The organism is Bacteroides sp. MSSM.1001136sp1_RTP21357st2_D2_RTP21359_211015 (genome assembly GCF_040913205.1).
Lineage (GTDB): Bacteria > Bacteroidota > Bacteroidia > Bacteroidales > Bacteroidaceae > Bacteroides > Bacteroides ovatus.
Genome location: NZ_JBDFVF010000027.1, coordinates 18,014 through 40,315 on the forward strand (window position 1 = coordinate 18,014; position 22,302 = coordinate 40,315).

The window sequence follows — 22,302 nt, forward strand, 5'->3', positions numbered from 1 at the left end:
TATGAAAAATAAAATAAGGAAATATATAGCATTAGGCATGATTGCCATGTTTTCTCTATCTTCTTGTTCTGACTATTTGGATAAGGAGCCGGATGATCAGTTGACATTAGAAACTGTATTTGAGAATAAAACAAATATGGAACGTTGGTTAGCTTATATATATAATGCTACTCCCAAGTTCTATAATTATGATGGTGCAGATGCAGTAGCAGACGAGTTGGCACCTTCTGTTGGTTGGGAATCACAGGGATTTAAGGCTATTCTTTATCAGAATGGAAACTGGACGTCTGCAAGCGGTGGCGTGATTAACTACTGGGAGACTTTTCCTATGCGTATTCGCCAAGCATATATCTTTATTAAATATGCGCATGCACTTCCTGATGTAACAGAGAAGGAAGTGAATTATATGAAAGCCGAATGTCGCTTTTTCATTGCTTACTTTCATGCTGTGATGGCTATGACTTACGGAGCAGTTCCTATTATTCGTGATGCAACAGAAGAGATTACAGGTGAAACCCTGTTGTTGAAGCAGGAGCCGTTTAATACAGTAGTGGATTGGGCTGCAAATGAATTATTGGAGACTTCTAAATTGCTACCGGCTTATTACGATGAAGATAATAAATATGGGCGTATCACTTCTATTATTTGTCTCGCTATGCGTGCCCGTTTATTGACATTTGCTGCTAGTCCTTTGGTGAATGGTAACCAGGACCCGGACATGGTGAATATGAAAAACTGTGATGGTGTTTCTATTTTTGATTCAACCTTCAAACCAGAACGTTGGAAGACCGCTGTTGATGCTAATAAGTTGCTGATAGATGAGGCTGAAAAGGCGGGGCATAAGTTATATATTGAGACGATTGGAGATGATGTAGATGCATTTCAATCTTATCAGAATGCATTGATGTTACGTTATAATCAAGGAAATATGGAAATCCTTTTCCCACGAACATATGATGATGCAGGTTATTTTGACCGTCAGGCTAATCCTCGTAGTATGGGTGGTGCAGGTGCTATTGGTGTTACCCAATCATTGGTGGATGCATTCTTTATGAACAATGGTTTAGTGCCTATCACAGGTTATACAAATGATGGAGCTACTCCAGTTATCAATTCTGAATCAGGATACAGTGAGACGGGATATTCTACAGTTGACGAGTCATATAAGACTACATGGATGTATGCTACAAAAGGCGGTACTGAACAGGAAACAGAGCATGTGATTGTTCCTAAAAATACATATAAGATGTATTGCGGTCGTGAACCTCGTTTTTATATTTCAGTACTTTATAATGAAGAGTATCACTGGGGAAAAGATAAGTCGAATGCAAAAAATAAGTTTGCCAATTTCTTTTCAGGTGGTGAAGATGGTGGTCCTTCTCATGACTCTCCTAGTGCAGGGTATTTGATACGTAAACGTGTTGACCCCTCTGCGATTCCTGCCTCTAGTAGCGGTACTTACAAAAAACGTCAAGGAGTACTTTATCGCTTGGCAGAAGCTTATCTGAGCTATGCAGAATCATTATATGAGTATAGTGTGGCAATGGGCACATATACGGATAATGAGACAGAAATTCTGGATTATATTAATAGAGTCCGTTATAGAGCTGGTATTCCTCAGTATGGAAAGGGAGCGGATCAGATACCTGTCACAGAAGCTCAATTGCGTGATTTGATTCGTCGTGAAAGACGTGTAGAGTTGAATTGTGAAGCTGGTATACGTTTTGATGATTTACGTCGTTGGAAAGAAGCTGAAACAGCTTTGAATGGAAAATTCTATGGAATGAATGCCTTGGCTAAAAGTACCGAAAGAGATGAATATTATAAACGTACCCTTTATCAAACCAGAAGATTTATTAGTTATTGGTGGCCGATTCCTCAGGATGATATTGATAAGAATACTAATCTGAGACAATTGCCTGGATGGTGGAGATAATGTTTTATTTAAGTAAACAATGATAAATATGAGAAAAATTATATCATTCTATAATATACTGCCGTTATTTGTTTGGATTTGTTTAAGTGCATGCAATGATGATGATAATGTGGACAACAGTGATTTTTTTGCTGCTGCGGAAACATTGGAAGTACATGCGTCAAGTACAAATATCGAACTCGACGGTAACGAACCTAATAAGGTGGTTTTGACTTTTGATTGGACAGAAGCGCGCCAGATGCCGGAAGAATATTCGGTTACTTATGTCACAAAGTTAGATATTGAAGGCAATGATTTTGCTTCCAGTGTACGCACAGAAGAGGATGAAGGTGTTTTCTCCAGAAGCTATACGACCGAGCAATTGCAGAAGCTATTGGTAGAAAAGTGGGGAAGGACTTATACTAAACCCGCTACTTTGCAGTTCCGTGTACTTGCCAAATGGGATGGTGGTTCTAAATATGCGATGCCTGAAGTGAGAACAATCAATGTAGATGTGCGTCCTTATAAACCTATTGTGTTTGATGCCGATAAAGTATTCCTGGAAGGTGATGCGGTAGGTGCGGATAAGATACAAATGACATTGACACAGGAAAATGAATATCTGTATGCAGCTTTGTTGGATTTGAAACCGGGAGTGTTGAAGATACCTGTTGAGTTTGAAGGTGAGATTAATTATATCAGTCCCGAAAGTGGGGATGATGTTGCATTGTCAGCCGATAAAATAGATACATTATCTGTAGTTATGAGACAAAAAGGAGCGGCTGTCGGATGGAAGATTACGGAAACAGGTGAGCATCGCGTTGTTGTTGATATGCAAGCGAAAACAGTGTCAGTTTATCCGCCAAGTAAACAACTAGAACCATTGACACTCGAATGGAAATATAATGCAGATGTTGCTGAAGATATAATAACTACTACTGTAACGAATTTGTGGTTGCATGGTAATATAAATGGCTGGGGTACACCTGTAGATGGAAGCTTTACGCCAAGTTTGGCCGACCCGCAAGTACTTGTACATAAAGGAACTCCAATATCGGGAAGCCAAATAAAGTTCCTTATAGCAAATATAAGTGGTAAGGCAAATAATACTTATTGCTTCTCTCCTGCATTATTGAATGGATTGCGTCAGCAAAAGACGCTTACCTATGGTGTGTCGCAGGCGATTACAGGAGGAGCTGATGGTGAACAACGCAACTCATACTTTAATGTTCCGTCAAGTACTCTTGTTGTTTTAGACTTGCGAAATAAAAAGATTGTAGCATATAAATAAATTGAATTTATACTATTGCCGTATTGCACAAGATACGGCAATAGTTAATATCAACATCGAAATATATGAAAATAGAAAAAACAATATCTGTTATGAAAAGTTGGAGTGTAGTTCTTTTGCTTTTCTGTTCAGCAAATTTATCCGCATGTTCGGGTGGTGATAATAATGGTGATGAAGGAAATGGAAGTGGTGAACTGCCTGCCGGTAATGTCACAGTGAAAATCACTCCGGATAAGAAAACAGTATTGCGTAATCCATTAAACGGATGGGTGATCTATATGGGACGTGGTTGGGATGAAAATTTCTGGACTACAGAAGGTTACGATAATGTTTCTGTACCGGAACTGGCAGAACCAGTAAAAGTTTCAGATTATGCCAGTACCTGCTATATACGGACAAGTTGGAGTTCATTGGAGCCGGAAGAAGGGAAATATATATGGCAAGATCCGACTGCCCGTTTGACCAGATTGCTGAAAAGTGTTTTGGATCGTGGGATGCGTTTGTCATTCCGAATTGTAGTGGATGGACGTGACCAAGGATTAAATACTCCCCAATATGTTTTTGACGCCGGTGCACATTGGTATAAAGACCCGGGACCTACTAACGAGGCGACTGCATTAGCACGTAAATCACCTTTTCCGGATGATAAGATCTTTCAGGAAAAATATACTAAGTTCATCGAAGCACTGGCACAGGAATTTAACGATCCGGATAAAGTAGACTTTATAGATGCTTACGGATTGGGGAAATGGGGTGAAGCACATACAATGATTTATGAAGATCATTCAAAAAAGAAGCAGGTTTTCGAATGGATTACAGATTTGTATTCCCGATGCTTTACCAAAGTGCCGTTAGTTATTAACTATCATCGTTTGATTGGTGCTGAAAACACATCCGGCTGGGGGGCTTTAGACCCTGAAACGGAAGGCTTGCTTGAGAGTGCTATAAACAAGGGATATAGTTTGCGTCATGATGCTTTTGGTATGAACGGTTATTATCAGGATTGGGAAAAACAGTTTGCTGCTCGTTGGAACTATAAACGTCCTATCATAATGGAAGGAGGATGGATTGTTAATCAGCATCGTTATTGGCTTGATCCTATGGGGTATCGTGAAGGGCATCCGGAAGATGTACGTCAGGGAGAATTCGACGCATCAGCTGAGGCACGGGTCAATATGATGGATTTTCGTGCAGGAAGCGAAACCATGTCTTGGTTCAAATGTTTCGGACTTGTACAGCGTTTTGTTACCGAAGGTGGTTATCGTTTATATCCTGATATGGTTTCATTGCCTAAAGATGTTAAGAGTGGCGAGAAAATAACGATCGTTCATCGTTGGAATAATATGGGATGGGGATATTGTCCCACTAATATTCCGCAATGGAATCAACGCTATAAAGTAGCATTTGCTTTGTTGGACGATAAGAACGAAGTAAAAAAGGTGTTTGTTGATACCCAGACAGATTTATCTACGTGGTTGAAGAATAAACCGACTACTTATAATTTTGATTTGACACTGAAAGGAGTTTCCGTGGGTGCTTATAAGTGGGCGGTAGGTCTTGTGGATACCACTAAAGATAATACAATAGGGCTGCGGATGGCAGTTAAAAATAACCTGTTAGACTCCGGTTGGGTGAAGCTAATGGATATAACGGTTAAATAACAGTTTTCCTGTTATAAATATCTACATGAAGTATGTTGTTCCGCTCCTTATTGGAGGAGCGGGGTAATTCTATATATCCTTTTTATTCATTATAAGAAAATGTATGACTACTAAAACTTCTGTATTATGAAAAATGTATTTTTAAAAAGTGACATAGCATGGAAATCTTGCATGTTCCTGATATTTCTGTTTATAGGTAATGCGTTTATATCTTGTTCTGACGATGACGTGGACAATCCTATCAAGGGTGATCATTGGATGATTGTGGAAGATGTTGTTAGCTTGGAGACTGGTGATGAAATGGCTATTAATCCAATTTTTAGCAGTACGGAAGCTGAAAACCTGGAATATATATGGACATCTTCCGATCCGGAAATACTGAAAATCATAGAGGACAATGGTACCAATGTAAAGGTTGAAGGTGTGAAAGCAGGAAAGGCTTTCATCAAAGTGGAATCTCCAGGAGAGACTAAACGGCTTTCTAAAGTAATATCTGTAACGGTCAAACAATCTCCGCTTCGTATTTTGGCAATTGGCAACAGTTTTTCGCAGGATGCAGTCGAGCAATATCTGTATGAATTGTTGAAAGCGGAAGGCATTGAAGCTATTATCGGTAATATGTACATCGGAGGATGCTCTTTGGAAACTCATTGGGCCAATGCTAACGGTAATCAGGCAAAATATAGTTATCGCAAAATTGAGAACGGGAGCAAGACTACTAAGGCGAATACTACACTGGAAACAGCCTTGAAAGATGACAAATGGGATTATATCAGTCTTCAGCAAGTGAGTGGCAAATCCGGACAATATGATACATACAAGCCTTATTTGAGTAATTTGGTTAATTATGTAAAAGGGTGTGCCACTAACAAATATATGAAACTGATGTTACATCAGACGTGGGCTTATGCGTCTTATTCAAATCATACTGATTTTAAAAACTATGATAATGATCAGATGACAATGTACAGTGCTATTGTCAATGCAGTAAATGAAGCAGCGTCCGACCAGAATATCAGTATAATTATTCCTGCTGGAACTGCTATTCAGAATGGACGTACTTCCTTTATCGGCGACAATTTCACTCGTCTTGACAATGGTGACGCCACGCGATACTATCATTTGGAAACAACTTACGGGCGCTATACTGCTGCTTGTGTCTGGTTTGAGAAGATTACGGGAAAGAATGTGGTAGGTAATACATATGCCCCGAAAGGGTTGGATGAGAAAACTATAAAGGTTGCTCAAACAGCAGCTCATATGGCTGTACAGAGCCCGAATACCGTGACGGAGTTAGTTGATTTGAAGAAACGTGTCGATTCGGACCTATTGGCTGTTCCTATTTATGTTGATTTTGGTAGTTCGACTATAACGTCCGCTACTCCATGGAATAATTATACTTCTTGCGTAAGTGCTGCTCCATTGTTATTGTCCGATGCAAAGGCTAATGCTACGAATGTAAGTGTGAGAGTAGCTGGCGGATTTACTTCTGTCTATAATGGAGTATCTGGAGAACCGGATAAAGTAATGGTTGTGGATGAAGTGGAATTTCCGATGTCGGCATGGAAAGACGGGCTTATTGTAAGTGGCGTTGCTAACGCCGGAAATACTGAACCGGCAACAGTTGAAGTAACAGGCTTGAGTTCTGCAAGTAAATATAATTTCACGATATTGGCTGTTCGCTTTGGTGGTAGCAAGGCGGCCCGTACATCTGAATATACGCTGAAAGGAAAAAATACTATCGGTCCGAAAGAGATTAGGACAGGTTTGAAGTTAGGTACTAATGAGGGAGAGTATGCAACTTTTGAAGAAGTTCCTTATGGAGAATATATCACTAAGTTTGAAAATGTAGAGCCAACTGCTGACGGTAAAGTTGTTATTGAGGTTGTCGGTTTGAGCGGAGCTGCGACAGAGGGACATTTAAATGCGTTGTCTATAAAGCAGGTGCAGTAATTGGGTCTCATTCTCTTCTATATTCAGATAAAAATGAAACAAAATAAAGTTCTGATTGTAATTCTGCTTTTGTTGCTATCATTTCTTGCGAGTGGAGCATGTGCGCAGCAAAAGGCTATTAAAATATTGGCTATTGGGAATAGCTTCTCACAAGATGCGGTGGAACAGTATTTGTATGAGCTGGCAAATGCGGAAGGTATTCCTGTGATTATTGGCAATATGTATATAGCAGGTTGTTCTTTGGAACGTCATGTAAAGAATGCTCGTAGTAATGATTCCGCTTATGCCTATCGGAAGATCAGTCTGGACGGTAAGAAGATAGAAAAGAAAAAAATGGCGTTGGGAACAGTACTAGCGGATGAAGAGTGGGATTATGTCAGCCTTCAGCAAGCTAGTCCTTTCTCAGGCATGTATGAGACTTATGAGACATCGTTGCCGGAATTGGTGGAATATGTGAAAGTACGTCTTCCTAAGAAAACGGAATTGATGTTGCATCAGACATGGGCATATGCTGCAAATGCAACAAATACCGGATTTAAGAATTATGGGCGGGATCAGCTAACGATGTATCATTCTATTGTAAAAGCAGTAGATAAGGCATCGAAACTAACAAAAATAAAAATGATAATCCCTACGGGTACAGCTATTCAGAATGCCCGTACTTCATTTGTCGGTGACCACATGAATCGTGACGGTTATCATCTCGATTTGAAAATCGGACGTTATACGGCCGCTTGTACATGGTTTGAGAAAATATTCGAGCGCAATGTCGTAGGAAACCCGTATTATCCGGAAGGTATGAATTATGATCAGCGGGAAGTGGCTCAAAAAGCCGCCCATGGAGCAGTGTTGCATCCGGACCGGATTACGGAATTAACTGAATTAAAAGAACCTGCCGCGAAAGTCAATTATGATGAAAGCAAAGTTCCGGCTTATACACTTCCTGACGTATTGACCCTAAACAACGGGCAAAAAGTGGTTACCATAAAAGAATGGGTGAAGAAACGTCGTCCCGAATTGATTCATCTTTTCGAAACGCAGATGTATGGCAAAGCTCCGGCACATCCGAAGGATTTACATTTCCGGGTGCTGACCGAAGACAAAAACGCATTGAATGGCTTGGCTACCCGGCGGGAAGTGGCTGTTTATCTCACAAAAGATGAAAAGCATTATATGACAGTACTTATCTATCTGCCTAACCAACGGCAAGGAGCGGTACCCATGTTCTTCGGAATAAACTTTAAGGGTAATCATGCCATTCACCCGGATGAAGGCATTACTTTGCCGTCGGAAGAAAAATTACTGACTTATGGCAGAAAATACATGTTTCCACGTGGTAATGCTGCTTCCAGATGGCCGGTAGAAATGCTGATGAAACATGGTTATGGGCTGGCTACCTTTTATCGTGGAGATATTGATCCGGACTTTGATGATGCATTCCGTAATGGGGTTCATCCGTTATTTTATAAGAAAGGGCAAAAACGACCGGCTGACGATGAATGGGGAACTTTGGCTGCTTGGGCATGGGGAATGAGCTGTGTAATGGACTATTTTGAGACAGACAAAGACATTGACGCAAAACGTGTAGCAATTTTCGGACATTCGCGCCTTGGAAAAACTACTTTATGGGCCGGAGCGATAGACCCGCGTTTTGCATTGGTCATCTCAAATGATTCAGGTTGTGGTGGTGCAGCGTTATCGAGAAGAAAAGTCGGAGAAACCGTGCGGGCTGTAAATCGGCAATTTACACATTGGTTCTGTCGGAATTTCTGGCAATATAACGATAAGGAAGAAAACCTGCCTGTTGATCAGCATGAACTTATAGCTCTGATAGCTCCTCGTCCTGTTTATATCGCTAGCGCGGAAGAAGACTGTTGGGCCGATCCTAGAGGAGAGTTCCTTTCCGGACTTTATGCCTCTCCTGTTTATGAATTGTTCGGTCTGCCGGGATTACCGGTGAAGGAGATGCCGGCTGTCAACGAGCCTGAGTTGTCCGGGACCATTGGTTATCATATCCGTTCGGGGCAACATGACATTAATTTGTATGACTGGACGCAGTATGTACAGTTTGCTGATAAACATCTGAAAAAAGATAATTAGCAGAGCTTTGCATGAAAAACAATGATAGACAGTACGTCTGTCTGAAAAAGCTATATTTGATTGATTAAATAATAACTAACCGACGAAAACACAATGAAAAGAAAAGTATTAATTTTCGGTTTATGCCTGTTGGAAGTAACATGTGCCCTTTCGGCAAAAGATAAAAAAAGTATTCCTTTGTATAAGGATGCCAAAGCACCGATTGAAAAACGGGTTGATGATTTGTTGTCACGCATGACTTTGGAAGAGAAAATTCTGCAACTAAACCAATATACCATGGGGCGGAATAACAATGTGAATAATATAGGAGAAGAGGTTAAGAAAGTGCCGGCGGAAATTGGTTCGTTGATTTATTACGATACGAATCCGGCTTTGCGTAATAATGTGCAAAAGAAGGCTATGGAAGAATCCCGCTTGGGTATTCCTATTATTTTTGGTTACGATGCCATTCACGGATTTCGTACTGTATATCCTATTTCCTTGGGACAGGCTTGTTCATGGAATCCTGAACTGGTGGAAAAAGTATGTGCCGTTACTGCACAGGAAGCCCGTATGTCGGGAGTGGACTGGACGTTCTCGCCGATGATTGATGTGGCGCGTGACCCTCGTTGGGGACGTGTAGCCGAAGGATATGGTGAAGATCCATATGCTAATGGAGTGTTTGCCGCCGCTTCGGTGCGTGGTTATCAAGGAGATGATATGTCGGCCGAAGACCGAATAGCGGCTTGTCTGAAACATTATATCGGTTATGGCGCTTCCGAAGCCGGACGTGATTATGTTTATACTGAAATCTCTGCTCAAACTCTTTGGGATACCTATCTACTGCCTTATGAAATGGGTGTGAAAGCGGGGGCGGCCACCCTGATGAGCTCTTTTAATGATATCAGCGGAGTTCCCGGATCGGCCAATCACTATACGATGACGGAAATATTGAAAGAACGTTGGGGGCATGATGGATTTATAGTTTCCGATTGGGGGGCAATCGAACAATTGAAAAATCAGGGATTGGCAGCTAACAAAAAAGAAGCTGCAGTGTATGCTTTTAATGCAGGGCTTGAGATGGATATGATGTCTCATGCTTACGACCGTTATATGAAAGAGCTTGTCGAAGAGGGAAAGATAACGATGGCGCAGGTTGATGAATCAGTTCGTCGTGTTTTGCGGGTGAAATTTCGTTTGGGCTTGTTTGAACGCCCTTATACCCCGGTTACAAATGAGGAAGAACGTTTCTTCCGTCCGCAGAGTATGGATATCGCAGCCCAGCTTGCAGCAGAGTCGATGGTATTGTTGAAAAACGAGAACGGGATACTGCCTCTGACAGATAAGAAGAAGATTGCCGTAGTAGGCCCCATGGCAAAAAATGGTTGGGACTTGTTAGGTTCCTGGTGTGGGCATGGGAAAGATACGGATGTAGCAATGCTCTATAACGGATTGGCAACCGAGTTTGTGGGAAAAGCTGAACTGCGTTATGCGTTAGGTTGTAGCACACAAGGGGATAATCGAAAAGGTTTTGAAGAAGCATTGGAAGCAGCCCGTTGGTCTGATGTCGTTGTTCTTTGTTTGGGCGAAATGATGACTTGGAGTGGTGAGAATGCTTCTCGTTCCTCTATTGCATTGCCTCAAATTCAGGAGGAACTGGCAAAAGAACTGAAGAAAGCCGGCAAACCTATCGTACTGGTATTGGTGAACGGACGCCCGTTGGAATTGAACCGGTTGGAACCGATTTCGGATGCTATATTGGAAATTTGGCAGCCGGGTGTGAATGGTGCGCTTCCAATGGCTGGAATATTGTCTGGACGTATCAACCCTTCCGGTAAACTGGCTATGACTTTCCCTTATTCAACCGGGCAGATTCCTATTTATTATAATCGTCGCAAGAGTGGACGTGGACATCAGGGCTTCTATAAGGACATCACGAGTGAGCCCTTATACTCGTTCGGGCACGGACTGAGCTATACAGAATTCAAATATGGCACTGTTACTCCTTCTGTAACAACAGTCAAACGTGGTGGAAAACTTTCAGTAGAAGTATCTGTTTCGAATACAGGAAAACGTGATGGCTTGGAAACGGTACATTGGTTTATCTCCGACCCTTATTGTTCTATTACCCGTCCGGTGAAAGAGTTGAAACACTTTGAGAAGCAATTAATCAAGGCTGGTGAAACGAAAGTATTCCGTTTTGATGTTGACTTGGAACGCGATTTTGGTTTTGTTGACGGGAACGGCAAACGATTCTTGGAAATCGGAGAGTATTACATCCAGGTAAAAGACCAGAAAGTAAAGATAGACTTAACAGAGTAAAATTCGATAATGAGAAAATTAATACGAAGCGTAGGTGTGTTTTTATTTATGGTAGGTATCACAGCCCATGCACAGACAATCACTCCCCAAGCCGAACAACGTGCGAAGGACATTGTAACAAAAATGACTTTGCAAGAGAAAATAGAGTATATCTCCGGATATACCAGTTTTTCTCTGCGTGCCATCCCCCGTTTGGGAATACCTGAAATCAAGTTGGCTGACGGGCCGCAGGGAATTCGTAATCATGCTCCCAAGAGCACTTTATATCCTTCCGGAATACTTTCCGCTTCTACTTGGAACCGGGAATTACTTTATAAGTTAGGGCAAGGCTTGGGACAGGATGCCAAGGCAAGAGGAGTTAATATTCTGCTTGGTCCGGGCGTGAATATCTATCGTGCTCCATTGTGCGGCCGTAACTTTGAATACTTCGGTGAAGACCCTTACTTGACAGGTGAAACGGCGAAACAATATATCCTGGGAGTACAATCGGAAGGAGTCATTGCTACAATCAAACACTTTGCTGCCAACAACCAGGAATGGAGCCGCCACCATGCCAGCTCTGACATAGACGAGCGTACTTTGCAGGAAATCTATTTCCCGGCTTTCCGGAAAGCAGTACAGGAAGCTAATGTCGGCGCCGTAATGAACAGCTACAATCTCTTGAACGGTGTTCATGCCACCGAACATAAATGGTTGAATATTGATGTCTTGCGCAATCTTTGGGGCTTCAAAGGTATTCTGATGTCGGACTGGACTTCTGTATATTCCGCCGTAGGCGCTGCTAACGCCGGACTTGACCTCGAAATGCCGAAAGGACGTTTTATGAATTTGGAGAATCTGTTGCCTGCTATCAAAGCCGGCACAGTGACAGAAGAAACCATCAACCTGAAAGTACAACACATCCTGCAAACTTTGATTGCTTATGGTATGCTGGATAAGGAACAGAAAGACAGCAACATCGCAGAGGATAATCCTTTCTCCCGCCAGACAGCTTTAGAACTGGCGCGCGAGGGTGTAGTCCTGTTGAAGAATGAAGGAAACTTGCTCCCGCTGAAAGGAAAGACAGCCGTGATGGGGCCTAATGCAAATTTGATTCCTACCGGTGGCGGCAGTGGTTTTGTCACTCCTTTTTCTACCGTCTCAGTGGCTCAAGGCTTGAAAGAATTGAAGAAAAAGAATCTGTTACTATTGACGGATGATGTGATTTATGAAGATATTGTCCATGAGTTTTATACTGATGCTAATCGTCAGATGAAAGGCTTCAAAGCTGAATACTTTAAAAACAAGACCCTTTCGGGCCAGCCTGAAGTAATACGCACGGAATCCTCTGTTGATTATGACTGGGGATATGGAGCACCTTTGGACGGCTTTCCGACAGATGGATTCTCTGTCCGTTGGACAGCCTGCTACATGCCACAAACTGACGGGCAGTTGAAACTTCATATCGGTGGTGATGACGGTTATCGTCTGTTTGTGAATGACAAGCATATTACAGGAGATTGGGGAAATCATTCCTACTCTAGCCGTGAAGTTGAACTGCCGGTTGAGGGGGGTAAGGAGTACCGTTTCCGGATTGAATTCTTTGATAATATTTCTTCGGCCATCATTCGTTTTAATGCTTATAGCCTTAATGAGGCGAAACTTCGTCAAGGATTGGCAAAGGTGGATAATGTTGTGTTCTGCACAGGTTTCAATAGTAATACCGAAGGCGAAGGCTTTGACCGTCCGTTTGCCTTGCTTCGCTATCAGGAATTGTTTATCAAGAAGATTGCGTCTATGCATCCCAATGTTGTGGTTGTACTGAACGCCGGTGGCGGTGTGGATTTCACCAACTGGTATGATGCTGCAAAAGCGATTCTTATGGCCTGGTATCCGGGGCAGGAAGGCGGTCAGGCAATTGCTGAAATCCTGACCGGTAAGATTTCTCCAAGCGGAAAGCTACCGATTTCTATCGAGCGGAAATGGGAAGATAATCCAGTGCACGGCAGTTATTACGAGAACTTAAAGGCGGAGATTAAGCGTGTAGACTATTCCGAAGGTGTCTTTGTCGGTTATCGTGGATACGACCGTTCGGGAAAAGAACCTTTCTATCCGTTTGGCTACGGTTTGTCCTATACTACTTTCGCTTATAGTAATATGGCTGCGGAGAAAACGGGTGAGCATCAGGTTACCGTTAGCTTTGATATAGAGAATACAGGTAAGATGGATGCTTCGGAGGTGGCACAAGTGTATGTGCATGATGTACAGTCTTCTGTTCCCCGTCCGTTGAAAGAACTGAAAGGATATGAAAAGGTATTCTTGAAGAAAGGGGAGAAGAAGCGGGTTTCTGTTGTGCTGGATGAGGATGCATTCTCTTTTTACGATATGAATCAACACCGCTTTGTAGTGGAAAAAGGAGACTTTGAGATCTTAGTCGGTCCTGCTTCCAGTCAATTGCCTTTAAAGGCTATGGTTGAACTGTAATGACCGAATGATAAACAAATAAATATATAATGAAAAAAACACTTTTATTGGGAGCGTCTCTGTTATGTTCCGTTTTTATAATGGCAACAGAGATTCCTTTTCAAAAAGCAGAAATAAAGTCTATCATGCGAAAGGTGGCGGATTGGCAGATTGCCAATCCACACCCCGCTCTTGAACATGACGACTTGAACTGGCCGCAAGGTGCTCTTTATGTCGGCATGGTGGATTGGGCGGAATTGGCTGAAAAAGAAGACAATGATGATACATATTATAAGTGGCTTACCCGTATAGGCCGACGGAATTGCTGGCAGCCGGATAAACGGTTTTACCATGCTGATGACATCGCTGTGTCACAGTCCTTTTTGGATTTATACCGCAAGTACAAAGACGAAGCAATGATTATCCCTACGCTCGCCCGTACGGAATGGATTGTCAATCATCCGTCCGAAGGCAGTTTCAAGCTGGTGGAGGGAGACTTAAAGACCTTGGAACGTTGGACTTGGTGTGACGCTCTCTTTATGGCTCCCCCTGTATATGCCAAACTGTATATGCTGACCGGGGAGAAAAAATATATCAAATTTATGAATCGTGAGTATAAAGCGACTTATGATTACCTGTTCGATAAAGAAGAAAACTTGTTCTACCGTGACTGGCGTTATTTTGATAAGCGTGAAGCCAATGGCAAGAAAGTCTTTTGGGGACGTGGCAACGGTTGGGTGCTTGGTGGTCTGGTTGAAATATTAAAGGAACTGCCCAAGAAAGATAAGAACCGCAAATTCTATGAGGAATTATTTGTAAAACTGGCTACCCGTGTTGCCGGATTACAGCATCCGGACGGTTTCTGGCATGCCAGTCTTTTGGATCCTGCCTCTTATCCATCACCGGAAACAAGTTGCACTACTTTCATTGTCTATTCCATTGCTTATGGAATAAACGAAGGTTTATTGGATAAGGAAATTTATCTTCCTGTAATGATAAAAGGCTGGAATGCATTAGTCTCGGCTGTGGAACCGAATGGGAAACTGGGTTATGTGCAGCAAATCGGTGCCGACCCGAAGAAAGTGACTCGTGACATGACGGAAGTTTATGGAGTTGGTGCTTTTTTGATGGCAGGCAATGAAATTTACAAAATGGCGAGATAATCTGTTCCCTCTGTGAAGATAGTAGACAATAATCATAAAAACGCTGTACTGTGATGAAAAAATTCTTATTGACATGCATAGCCGTAGCCTGTAGCCTTGTGGCTGTAGCCGAAGAACTGCTCATCGAAGCAGAAAGCTTCAGCCAGCGAGGCGGCTGGGTGCTCGACCAGCAGTTCATGGATCAAATGGGTTCGCCCTATCTCATGGCACATGGCATGGGCATCCCTGTGGTGGATGCTACGGCAGAAATCAACATTCCCCAGGCGGGTACTTACTACGTATATGCCCGTACTTACAACTGGACTTCACCTTGGACCGATGCCGAGGGCCCCGGAAAGTTCCGCCTGGCTTTAGGCGGCAAATTGCTGAAAGCTACATTAGGACATACCGGTAATTCCTGGCAATGGCAATTTGCCGGAAAGACAGTATTGAAAGCAGGGACTACCACCCTTGCCCTGAAAGATCTCACCGGTTTCGATGGTCGTTGCGATGCCATTTACCTTACGACCGATGCGAACACGCAGCCTGCTACCTGGGATGCGGCAGAGACAGCCGCACTTCGTACCCGCTTGCGACAACAACAGACGGTGCCCGCTCATCAATACGACTTTGTGGTAGTAGGAGGGGGAGTAGCCGGAATGTGTGCTGCCGCATCTGCTGCCCGGTTAGGTTGTAAGGTAGCACTAGTGAACGACCGTCCTGTATTGGGCGGCAATAACTCGTCGGAGATTCGTGTACACCTCGGCGGTATCATCGAAATGGAACCTAACCAGGGATTGGGGCGTATGATACGTGAGTTCGGTCATGAACGCTCCGGCAATGCCCAACCGGGCGACTACTATGAAGACCAGAAGAAGGAAGACTTTATAGAGGCCGAAAAGAACATTACCCTTTATGCTTCTCAACGTGCGGTAGCCGTGAAGATGCAAGGAGACCGCATTGCGTCAGTCACTATCCAGCACATCGAGACAGGCGAACAAACCGAACTTACCGCTCCTCTCTTTAGCGACTGCACAGGTGATGCTACCATAGGCTATTTAGCCGGTGCCGATTGGGCTATGGGGCGTGAAGGTCGCGATGAATATGGCGAGAGCCTTGCTCCCGAGCAACCCGACTCATTGGTGATGGGGGCTTCTATACAATGGTATAGTAAGGATATGAAGAAGAAAACCTCATTCCCTCATTTTGAATATGGCGTGCGCTTTGACGCTGAAAACTGTGAGCCTGTAACTATGGGCGAGTGGAAATGGGAAACGGGTATGAACCGCAATCAAGTCAGCGAAGCTGAACGTGTACGCGACTATGGACTTTTGGTGATATATTCCAACTGGAGCTATCTGAAGAATCACTATAAAGACCATAAGAAGTATGCCAACCGTTCCCTCGACTGGGTGGCGTATGTTTCAGGCAAACGCGAATCACGCCGTCTCTTGGGCGACTACGTACTGTCACAGGACGATATTGATAAGAATGTGGCGCACGAGGATGCTTCGGTTACCACAACTTGGAGCATCGACCTTCACTTCCCCGACAGCGTGAACAGTGTCCGCTTTCCCGGCAATGAATTCAAGTCGGCTACGGTGCATCGTTGGATTTATCCTTATGCCGTTCCCTATCGCTGCCTCTATTCTCGCAATGTGGACAACCTTTTTATGGCAGGTCGCAATATGAGCTGCACCCATGTAGCTTTGGGTACGGTACGTGTGATGCGTACTACCGGCATGATGGGTGAAGTAGTAGGTATGGCAGCCGGACTCTGCCACAAGCATAGTGTAGAGCCGCGCGACATCTATCATCATCACCTGCCGGAACTGAAGCAACTTATGCAAGCGGGTCTGGGCAAACGCGATGTGCCCGATAACCAACGCTTCAACGAACCCAACAAATTGTTGGAAGTTCCGGGAGCTTACATCAAACCGTAGACAAACTATGAGCAAAAAAAATATTATCACGATATTTCTATCGGCAATATGTACCTTGCCGCTTTGGGGGGGACAACAGTATTACGCTTTTCTGAAAGGTGACACGCTACGTATGGGCAATAACTATATGGAACGCGTCATGCTGTGGAATAACGGTGCGCCTGTTACCATCAGCCTTACTGACAAGCAACACGGAAAAACCATTCCGGCACAGGGCAAACAACCCGATTTCTCGATTGTGAAAGGTATCCCTACGGATGCCACGCTTACCGTGAACGAGATACCGACGAACGGCATCCACGCCAGTTATCTGCAGGCTACCGTGGCTTGCACTATCGGTTCGCTGAATATAGAGCGTCGCTATCGCATTTATGCAGACTGTCCCGCCATTGCTTGCGACACCTATCTGAAAGGGCAAGTGGAACTTTATCAGAATAAGGAGGATAACCGCTCTAACGCTGACCGCAAAAATATAGAGCACACGGCCGATATGGCTACGGGGGTGAAAACTCCCACGCTCGACAGGCTGCAACTATCCGGCAATCATTGGAGTGCCCGCACAATAGAGTTTTTCGACTACACCGATTGGAACGACAATCTGGTGACCGGGCGTACCTGGCTTCCTTACCGTCGCAATACGTATCGTGGTAATTTGCTTTTTGCTCATGACGTAGTTACGCGTCAAGGCTTCTTTTTTTTGAAAGAGGCTCCTAGCAGCAGTACCCAATTACATTATCCGGGTTCTGACTTCGTGGCGGACTTTAGCGATTTTATGATAGTGGGGCTGGGTATTGCGTCTCATGATGTAAAGCCGGATAGCTGGACCCGCGTTTATGGATGCGTTACCGGCATCTATACCGGCGGCGAGCAAGAAGCGCTTACTGCCTTGCGCCTCTATCAGAAACAACTGCGCCATCATACCGCCGCACAGGATGAGATGATTATGCTCAATACCTGGGGCGACCGTAGCCAGGATGCCAAAATAGATGAGGCTTTCTGCCTGGCAGAACTGGACCGTGCCGCACGCATGGGCATCACCCTCTTTCAACTGGACGATGGCTGGCAGAGCGGAAAAAGCCCTAACTCGAAGACTGCCGGAGGTAGTTTTAAGGATATTTGGAAGAATACCGGTTACTGGACGCCCAACCCCACGAAATTCCCTCATGGTCTGAAACCTATTGTAGAGAAAGGCAAGAAATTGGGTATTCGCATCGGATTATGGTTCAACCCCAGCATACAGAATGATTTTGCCGATTGGCAAAAAGATGCGCAAGCCATTATCGGACTTTATAAGAAGTACGGCATCTGCTGTTTCAAGATAGACGGCCTGCAGATACCTACCAAGACAGCCGAACAGAATCTGCGCCGACTGTTTGATACCGTGTTGGAGCAAACCAACTATGAAGTGATTTTCAACCTCGATGCCACTGCCGGTCGTCGCGGCGGGTATCACTATATGAACGAGTACGGCAACATCTTCCTGGAAAACCGCTATACCGATTGGGGCAACTATTACCCTTATCGCACCTTGCGCAACCTCTGGATGCTGTCTCGCTATGTACCGGCGGAGAAGATGCAGATAGAGTTTCTTAATAAATGGCGTAATGCCGACAAGTATGACGCTGCCGATCCTTTTGCCCCCGCCCGTTACAGTTTCGATTACCTCTTTGCTATCACCTTGGCGGCACAGCCGTTGGCTTGGATGGAGGCTTCGAACTTGCCCGAAGAGGCTTATATTACGGCATCTCTGCTCAAGAAATACCAACCCTTGCAACTCCGGTTTCATCAAGGCGTCATACTGCCTATTGGTGAAGAACCCTCGGGACGCTCGTGGACCGGATTCCAATCGACCGTCTCCGGCACGCAAGGTTATCTTGTTGTTTACCGTGAAGACAACGAGCAAGCCAGGGGGACTATTGACACCTGGCTTCCTGAAGGCAAGAAAGTGGATTTTATCCCTGTGATGGGAAGTGGCAAGAAGTTTGCCGCAAAAGTCGGCGCACAGGGTAGAGTAAGTTTCGAGCTAAATGATAAGAACTCTTTCGCACTCTATCAATACGAAGTAAAACCATAAAAAGGCGGCTATCTGCATTCTACGCTAATGACGAGTGATGTGTTAACTTCTGATTTACAGAGTAGTATGGTAGGTGGAGAGAAGCATTAATACCTCTGCTGTTGGATGTTAATAGTTGAGTTGTCAGGTATTAATAGCTGAGCGGATAGGTATTAATAGTTGAGACAATGGGTATTAATAGTTTGAGACAATGAGTATTAATAGCTGATAAATGGGATATTAATATAACAACGACAAATGAAATAAAATAGGGAACTATGGTAAAAAGTGTACGTTTTCTTCTTCTCCTGATAGCATTTGTCTCCATGCAGATAGTTGCATGGGGACAGCCGCAGGAAAGACTGGTTCAAGTGCAGGTCACTCCAGACCACACCAATTGGCTGTATAAACCGGGAGAAAAAGTGAAATTCAAAGTAGTGGTATTGAAATGCAATATCCCACAGGATAATCTGGAAGTACGTTATGAGATTTCGGAAGACATGATGAAACCTCATCAGACAGGCAAACAGCCTTTGAAGAATGAAAAGCTTGAAATTAACGCAGGGACTATGAAAAAAGAAGGGTTCCTGCGTTGCCGTGCTTTTGTCACTTGCCAAGGGCGTGAGTATGAAGGCGTGGCTACCGTCGGCTTTTCTCCTGAAAAATTGCAACCGACCACTCCGTTGCCCGTCGACTTTCTGGAATTTTGGAAAAGTACCAAAGAAGCCGCTGAAAAGTGGGCACTGGAACCGATAATGACTTTACTGCCGGAAAGGTGCACGGATAAGGTGAACGTATATCATGTCTCCTTTGCGAACAATGACTATGTGTCCCGTATGTACGGCATCCTTTGTGTTCCGAAGGCTTCCGGGGAATATCCGGCGATTCTGAAAGTGCCGGGCGCAGGCATCCGTGCCTATAACGGAGAAGCTGAACGTGCCGGAAAGGGGTTCATCATATTGGAAATCGGTATTCACGGCATTCCGGTCAATATGGAGGGGGATGTGTATCACCGGCTTTATAACGGTGCTTTGAAGAATTACCACTCGTTCAATATGGACAATCGGGACAAGTACTATTACAAACGGGTTTATACAGGCTGTGTGAGAGCCATTGATTTCATTTACACACTTCCCGAATTTAACGGTAATCTGGCGACTTTTGGAGGAAGCCAGGGCGGTGCGCTTTCCATTGTAATTGCCGGACTGGATGCTCGTGTCAAGGGATTGGTTTCTTTCTATCCTGCTTTGTGTGATATGGCGGGTTATGCCCACGGTCGTGCAGGCGGTTGGCCGCATCTGTTTAAGGATGAGAAGAACCGGACACCGGAAAAGATGAAAACCATTCAGTATTTTGATGTAGTCAACTTTGCCCGTCAGGTTAAAGTGCCGGGATTTTATACCTTCGGATATAATGACAGAGTTTGTCCGCCTACCACCACTTACTCCACTTATAACGTGATTAATGCTCCAAAAGAACTGTTTGTAGCTGAAACGACCGCTCACTATGCCTATGCCGAACAGTGGAGCGCAGCCTGGAACTGGGTAATGAATTTCCTAAAAAATAAATCGAAATAGGCACGGATTACACGGATTAACACTGTTGTTTTACCTATTCTATTCTAAAAGCCGTGTAATCCGTGCCTGAACTTATTATATACACTAATTATAACAACATACTTAAATGAAAACAGGTGAGAAATTAAGTCTATGTCTATTGTTGCTAATCGCTTTTGCCGGAAGCGTTGCGGCACAGGAGCTGATAACGAATGTATATGGTCGCAACATCCATTCGCTGAATGGTAAATGGAATGCCATCATCGACCTGTACGACCAGGGACAACGGATGAAAATCTATGAAAACCGGCAACCGGAAGGAAATATTGATTTCTACGAATATGCGTTTGAAGGCGGGTTGCGTCTTAATGTTCCGGGAGACTGGAACTCTCAATCACCCGAATTGAAGTATTACGAAGGCACTGTATGGTATGCCCGTCACTTTGATGCCAAACGCTTGGCAGACAAACGCCAGTTCCTTTATTTCGGTGCTGTCAGCTATCGTAGCAAAGTCTACCTGAACGGAAAAGAGATAGCAGAGCACGAAGGCGGTTTTACTCCTTTCCAAGTGGAAGTGACAGACCTGTTGAAAAACGGTGACAACTTCCTGGCGGTAGAAGTGAACAACCGCCGTACCAAAGACGCCATTCCCGCTATGGCATTCGACTGGTGGAACTATGGCGGCATCACAAGAGATGTATTGCTGGTGAAAACTCCCCGGACATTTATAAAAGATTATTTCATCCAATTGGATAAAAACACTCCAGACCGCATCATCGCGCGCGTGCATCTTTCTGATAAAAAGGCTGGTGAGAAAGTAACAGTTGCCATCCCCGAACTCAAAATCAACGCGGAGCTCACCACCGACGCAGAAGGAAGGGCGGAAACCGTATTGAATGCGAAGAGGCTGCAACGCTGGTCGCCGGAAGAACCGAAACTCTATGGCGTGACTGTATCTTCAAGTGCCGACCGTGTGGAAGAGCAAATCGGCTTCCGCAATATCACCGTGAAAGGAACTGATATTTACCTGAACGGGAAGCCGACATTTATGTGCTGTATCTCTTTTCACGAAGAAATCCCGCAACGTATGGGACGTGCTTTCTCGGAAGCCGATGCGGCCATGTTGCTGAATGAAGCGAAAGCGCTTGGCGTGAACATGATTCGCCTGGCTCATTATCCGCAGAATGAGTACACGGTACGCCTGGCGGAAAAGATGGGCTTCCTTCTCTGGCAGGAGATTCCCATTTGGCAAGGCATTGACTTTACAGACAATGATACCCGTAAGAAAGCGCAGAGGATGCTTTCTGAAATGATTAAGCGTGATCAGAACCGCTGCGCGGTAGGTTATTGGGGTGTCGCCAATGAAACACAGCCTTCCAAAGAACGGAATGAATTCCTTACTTCCCTGCTCGAAACGGGAAAGCAACTGGACACTACCCGCCTGTATGTTGCCGCTTTCGACCTTGTGCACTTCAATAGCGAAAAACAGCGTTTTGTAATGGAAGATTCTTTTACTTCCCAACTGGACGTCGTAGCTATCAATAAATATATGGGCTGGTATCATCCGTGGCCTGTGGAACCGAAAGACGCTATATGGGAAGTAGTGACGGACAAACCGTTGATTATCTCGGAATTTGGCGGCGAAGCATTGTACGGTCAGTCCGGTGATGAGAATGTAGTCAGTTCTTGGAGTGAGGAATACCAGGCACGTCTGTATAGGGATAATATCCGTATGTTCGACAATATCCCGAACCTGCGTGGCGTATCTCCCTGGATTCTGTTCGACTTCCGTTCCCCATTCCGTTTCCACCCCACCAATCAGGATGGCTGGAACCGCAAAGGGCTCATATCCGACCAAGGTATGCGTAAGAAAGCGTGGTATCTGATGAGAGATTATTACATGAAAAAGAGAAATAACCGATAAGTTTAGTTATATTTGAATGTG

12 protein-coding genes are annotated in these 22,302 nt (G+C 44.2%); all 12 read left to right on the forward strand.

Annotated features, from left to right (window positions below; translation table 11 throughout):
* The first annotated feature begins 1 nt into the window (after position 1).
* A complete protein-coding gene (locus tag AB5217_RS17120) occupies positions 2–1,936 on the forward strand; it encodes a RagB/SusD family nutrient uptake outer membrane protein (RefSeq protein ID WP_032847069.1) in 1,935 nt (644 codons plus the stop codon).
* A gap of 28 nt (positions 1,937–1,964) precedes the next feature.
* Positions 1,965–3,206, forward strand: a complete 1,242-nt coding sequence (locus AB5217_RS17125) for a SusE domain-containing protein (RefSeq protein ID WP_032847067.1) — start codon at positions 1,965–1,967, stop codon at positions 3,204–3,206.
* 92 nt (positions 3,207–3,298) lie between these two features.
* Complete coding sequence (locus AB5217_RS17130) at positions 3,299–4,867, forward strand: hypothetical protein (protein WP_032854853.1); 1,569 nt, start codon at positions 3,299–3,301, stop codon at positions 4,865–4,867.
* A gap of 126 nt (positions 4,868–4,993) precedes the next feature.
* Entirely contained in the window at positions 4,994–6,820 is a 1,827-nt protein-coding gene (locus tag AB5217_RS17135; RefSeq protein WP_080706987.1) for a DUF4886 domain-containing protein, read from the forward strand.
* A gap of 33 nt (positions 6,821–6,853) precedes the next feature.
* Positions 6,854–8,920, forward strand: coding sequence for a DUF4886 domain-containing protein (locus tag AB5217_RS24965; protein WP_032847076.1), 2,067 nt, complete (start codon positions 6,854–6,856; stop codon positions 8,918–8,920).
* A 93-nt stretch (positions 8,921–9,013) separates the two neighbouring features.
* Positions 9,014–11,221: a glycoside hydrolase family 3 N-terminal domain-containing protein gene (locus AB5217_RS17145; RefSeq protein WP_032847061.1), complete on the forward strand. Its 2,208-nt coding sequence runs from the start codon at positions 9,014–9,016 to the stop codon at positions 11,219–11,221.
* Positions 11,222–11,230: 9 nt separating this feature from the next.
* Positions 11,231–13,684, forward strand: coding sequence for a beta-glucosidase (locus AB5217_RS17150; RefSeq protein ID WP_032847060.1), 2,454 nt, complete (start codon positions 11,231–11,233; stop codon positions 13,682–13,684).
* Positions 13,685–13,713: 29 nt separating this feature from the next.
* Complete coding sequence (locus AB5217_RS17155; protein ID WP_004323886.1) at positions 13,714–14,826, forward strand: glycoside hydrolase family 105 protein; 1,113 nt, start codon at positions 13,714–13,716, stop codon at positions 14,824–14,826.
* Positions 14,827–14,879: 53 nt separating this feature from the next.
* Complete coding sequence (locus tag AB5217_RS17160) at positions 14,880–16,748, forward strand: FAD-dependent oxidoreductase (protein ID WP_032847058.1); 1,869 nt, start codon at positions 14,880–14,882, stop codon at positions 16,746–16,748.
* A gap of 7 nt (positions 16,749–16,755) precedes the next feature.
* Positions 16,756–18,822 carry an alpha-galactosidase gene (locus AB5217_RS17165; RefSeq protein ID WP_032854852.1) on the forward strand — a complete coding sequence of 689 codons (2,067 nt, stop codon included), beginning with the start codon at positions 16,756–16,758 and terminating at the stop codon, positions 18,820–18,822.
* A gap of 257 nt (positions 18,823–19,079) precedes the next feature.
* Positions 19,080–20,378 (forward strand): acetylxylan esterase, encoded by a 1,299-nt coding sequence (locus tag AB5217_RS17170; protein WP_032847054.1) that lies wholly within the window; start codon positions 19,080–19,082, stop codon positions 20,376–20,378.
* Positions 20,379–20,484: 106 nt separating this feature from the next.
* Positions 20,485–22,281 carry a glycoside hydrolase family 2 protein gene (locus AB5217_RS17175; RefSeq protein WP_042994596.1) on the forward strand — a complete coding sequence of 599 codons (1,797 nt, stop codon included), beginning with the start codon at positions 20,485–20,487 and terminating at the stop codon, positions 22,279–22,281.
* Positions 22,282–22,302 lie beyond the last annotated feature (21 nt).

Excerpts from the sequence above, each read along its gene's own strand:
- AB5217_RS17120 (WP_032847069.1), top strand. The coding sequence starts at position 2 with ATGAAAAATAAAATAAGGAAATATATAGCATTAGGCATGATTGCCATG.
- AB5217_RS17125 (WP_032847067.1), top strand. The coding sequence starts at position 1,965 with ATGAGAAAAATTATATCATTCTATAATATACTGCCGTTATTTGTTTGG.
- AB5217_RS17130 (WP_032854853.1), top strand. The coding sequence starts at position 3,299 with ATGAAAAGTTGGAGTGTAGTTCTTTTGCTTTTCTGTTCAGCAAATTTA.
- AB5217_RS17135 (WP_080706987.1), top strand. The coding sequence starts at position 4,994 with ATGAAAAATGTATTTTTAAAAAGTGACATAGCATGGAAATCTTGCATG.
- AB5217_RS24965 (WP_032847076.1), top strand. The coding sequence starts at position 6,854 with ATGAAACAAAATAAAGTTCTGATTGTAATTCTGCTTTTGTTGCTATCA.
- AB5217_RS17145 (WP_032847061.1), top strand. The coding sequence starts at position 9,014 with ATGAAAAGAAAAGTATTAATTTTCGGTTTATGCCTGTTGGAAGTAACA.
- AB5217_RS17150 (WP_032847060.1), top strand. The coding sequence starts at position 11,231 with ATGAGAAAATTAATACGAAGCGTAGGTGTGTTTTTATTTATGGTAGGT.
- AB5217_RS17155 (WP_004323886.1), top strand. The coding sequence starts at position 13,714 with ATGAAAAAAACACTTTTATTGGGAGCGTCTCTGTTATGTTCCGTTTTT.
- AB5217_RS17160 (WP_032847058.1), top strand. The coding sequence starts at position 14,880 with ATGAAAAAATTCTTATTGACATGCATAGCCGTAGCCTGTAGCCTTGTG.
- AB5217_RS17165 (WP_032854852.1), top strand. The coding sequence starts at position 16,756 with ATGAGCAAAAAAAATATTATCACGATATTTCTATCGGCAATATGTACC.
- AB5217_RS17170 (WP_032847054.1), top strand. The coding sequence starts at position 19,080 with ATGGTAAAAAGTGTACGTTTTCTTCTTCTCCTGATAGCATTTGTCTCC.
- AB5217_RS17175 (WP_042994596.1), top strand. The coding sequence starts at position 20,485 with ATGAAAACAGGTGAGAAATTAAGTCTATGTCTATTGTTGCTAATCGCT.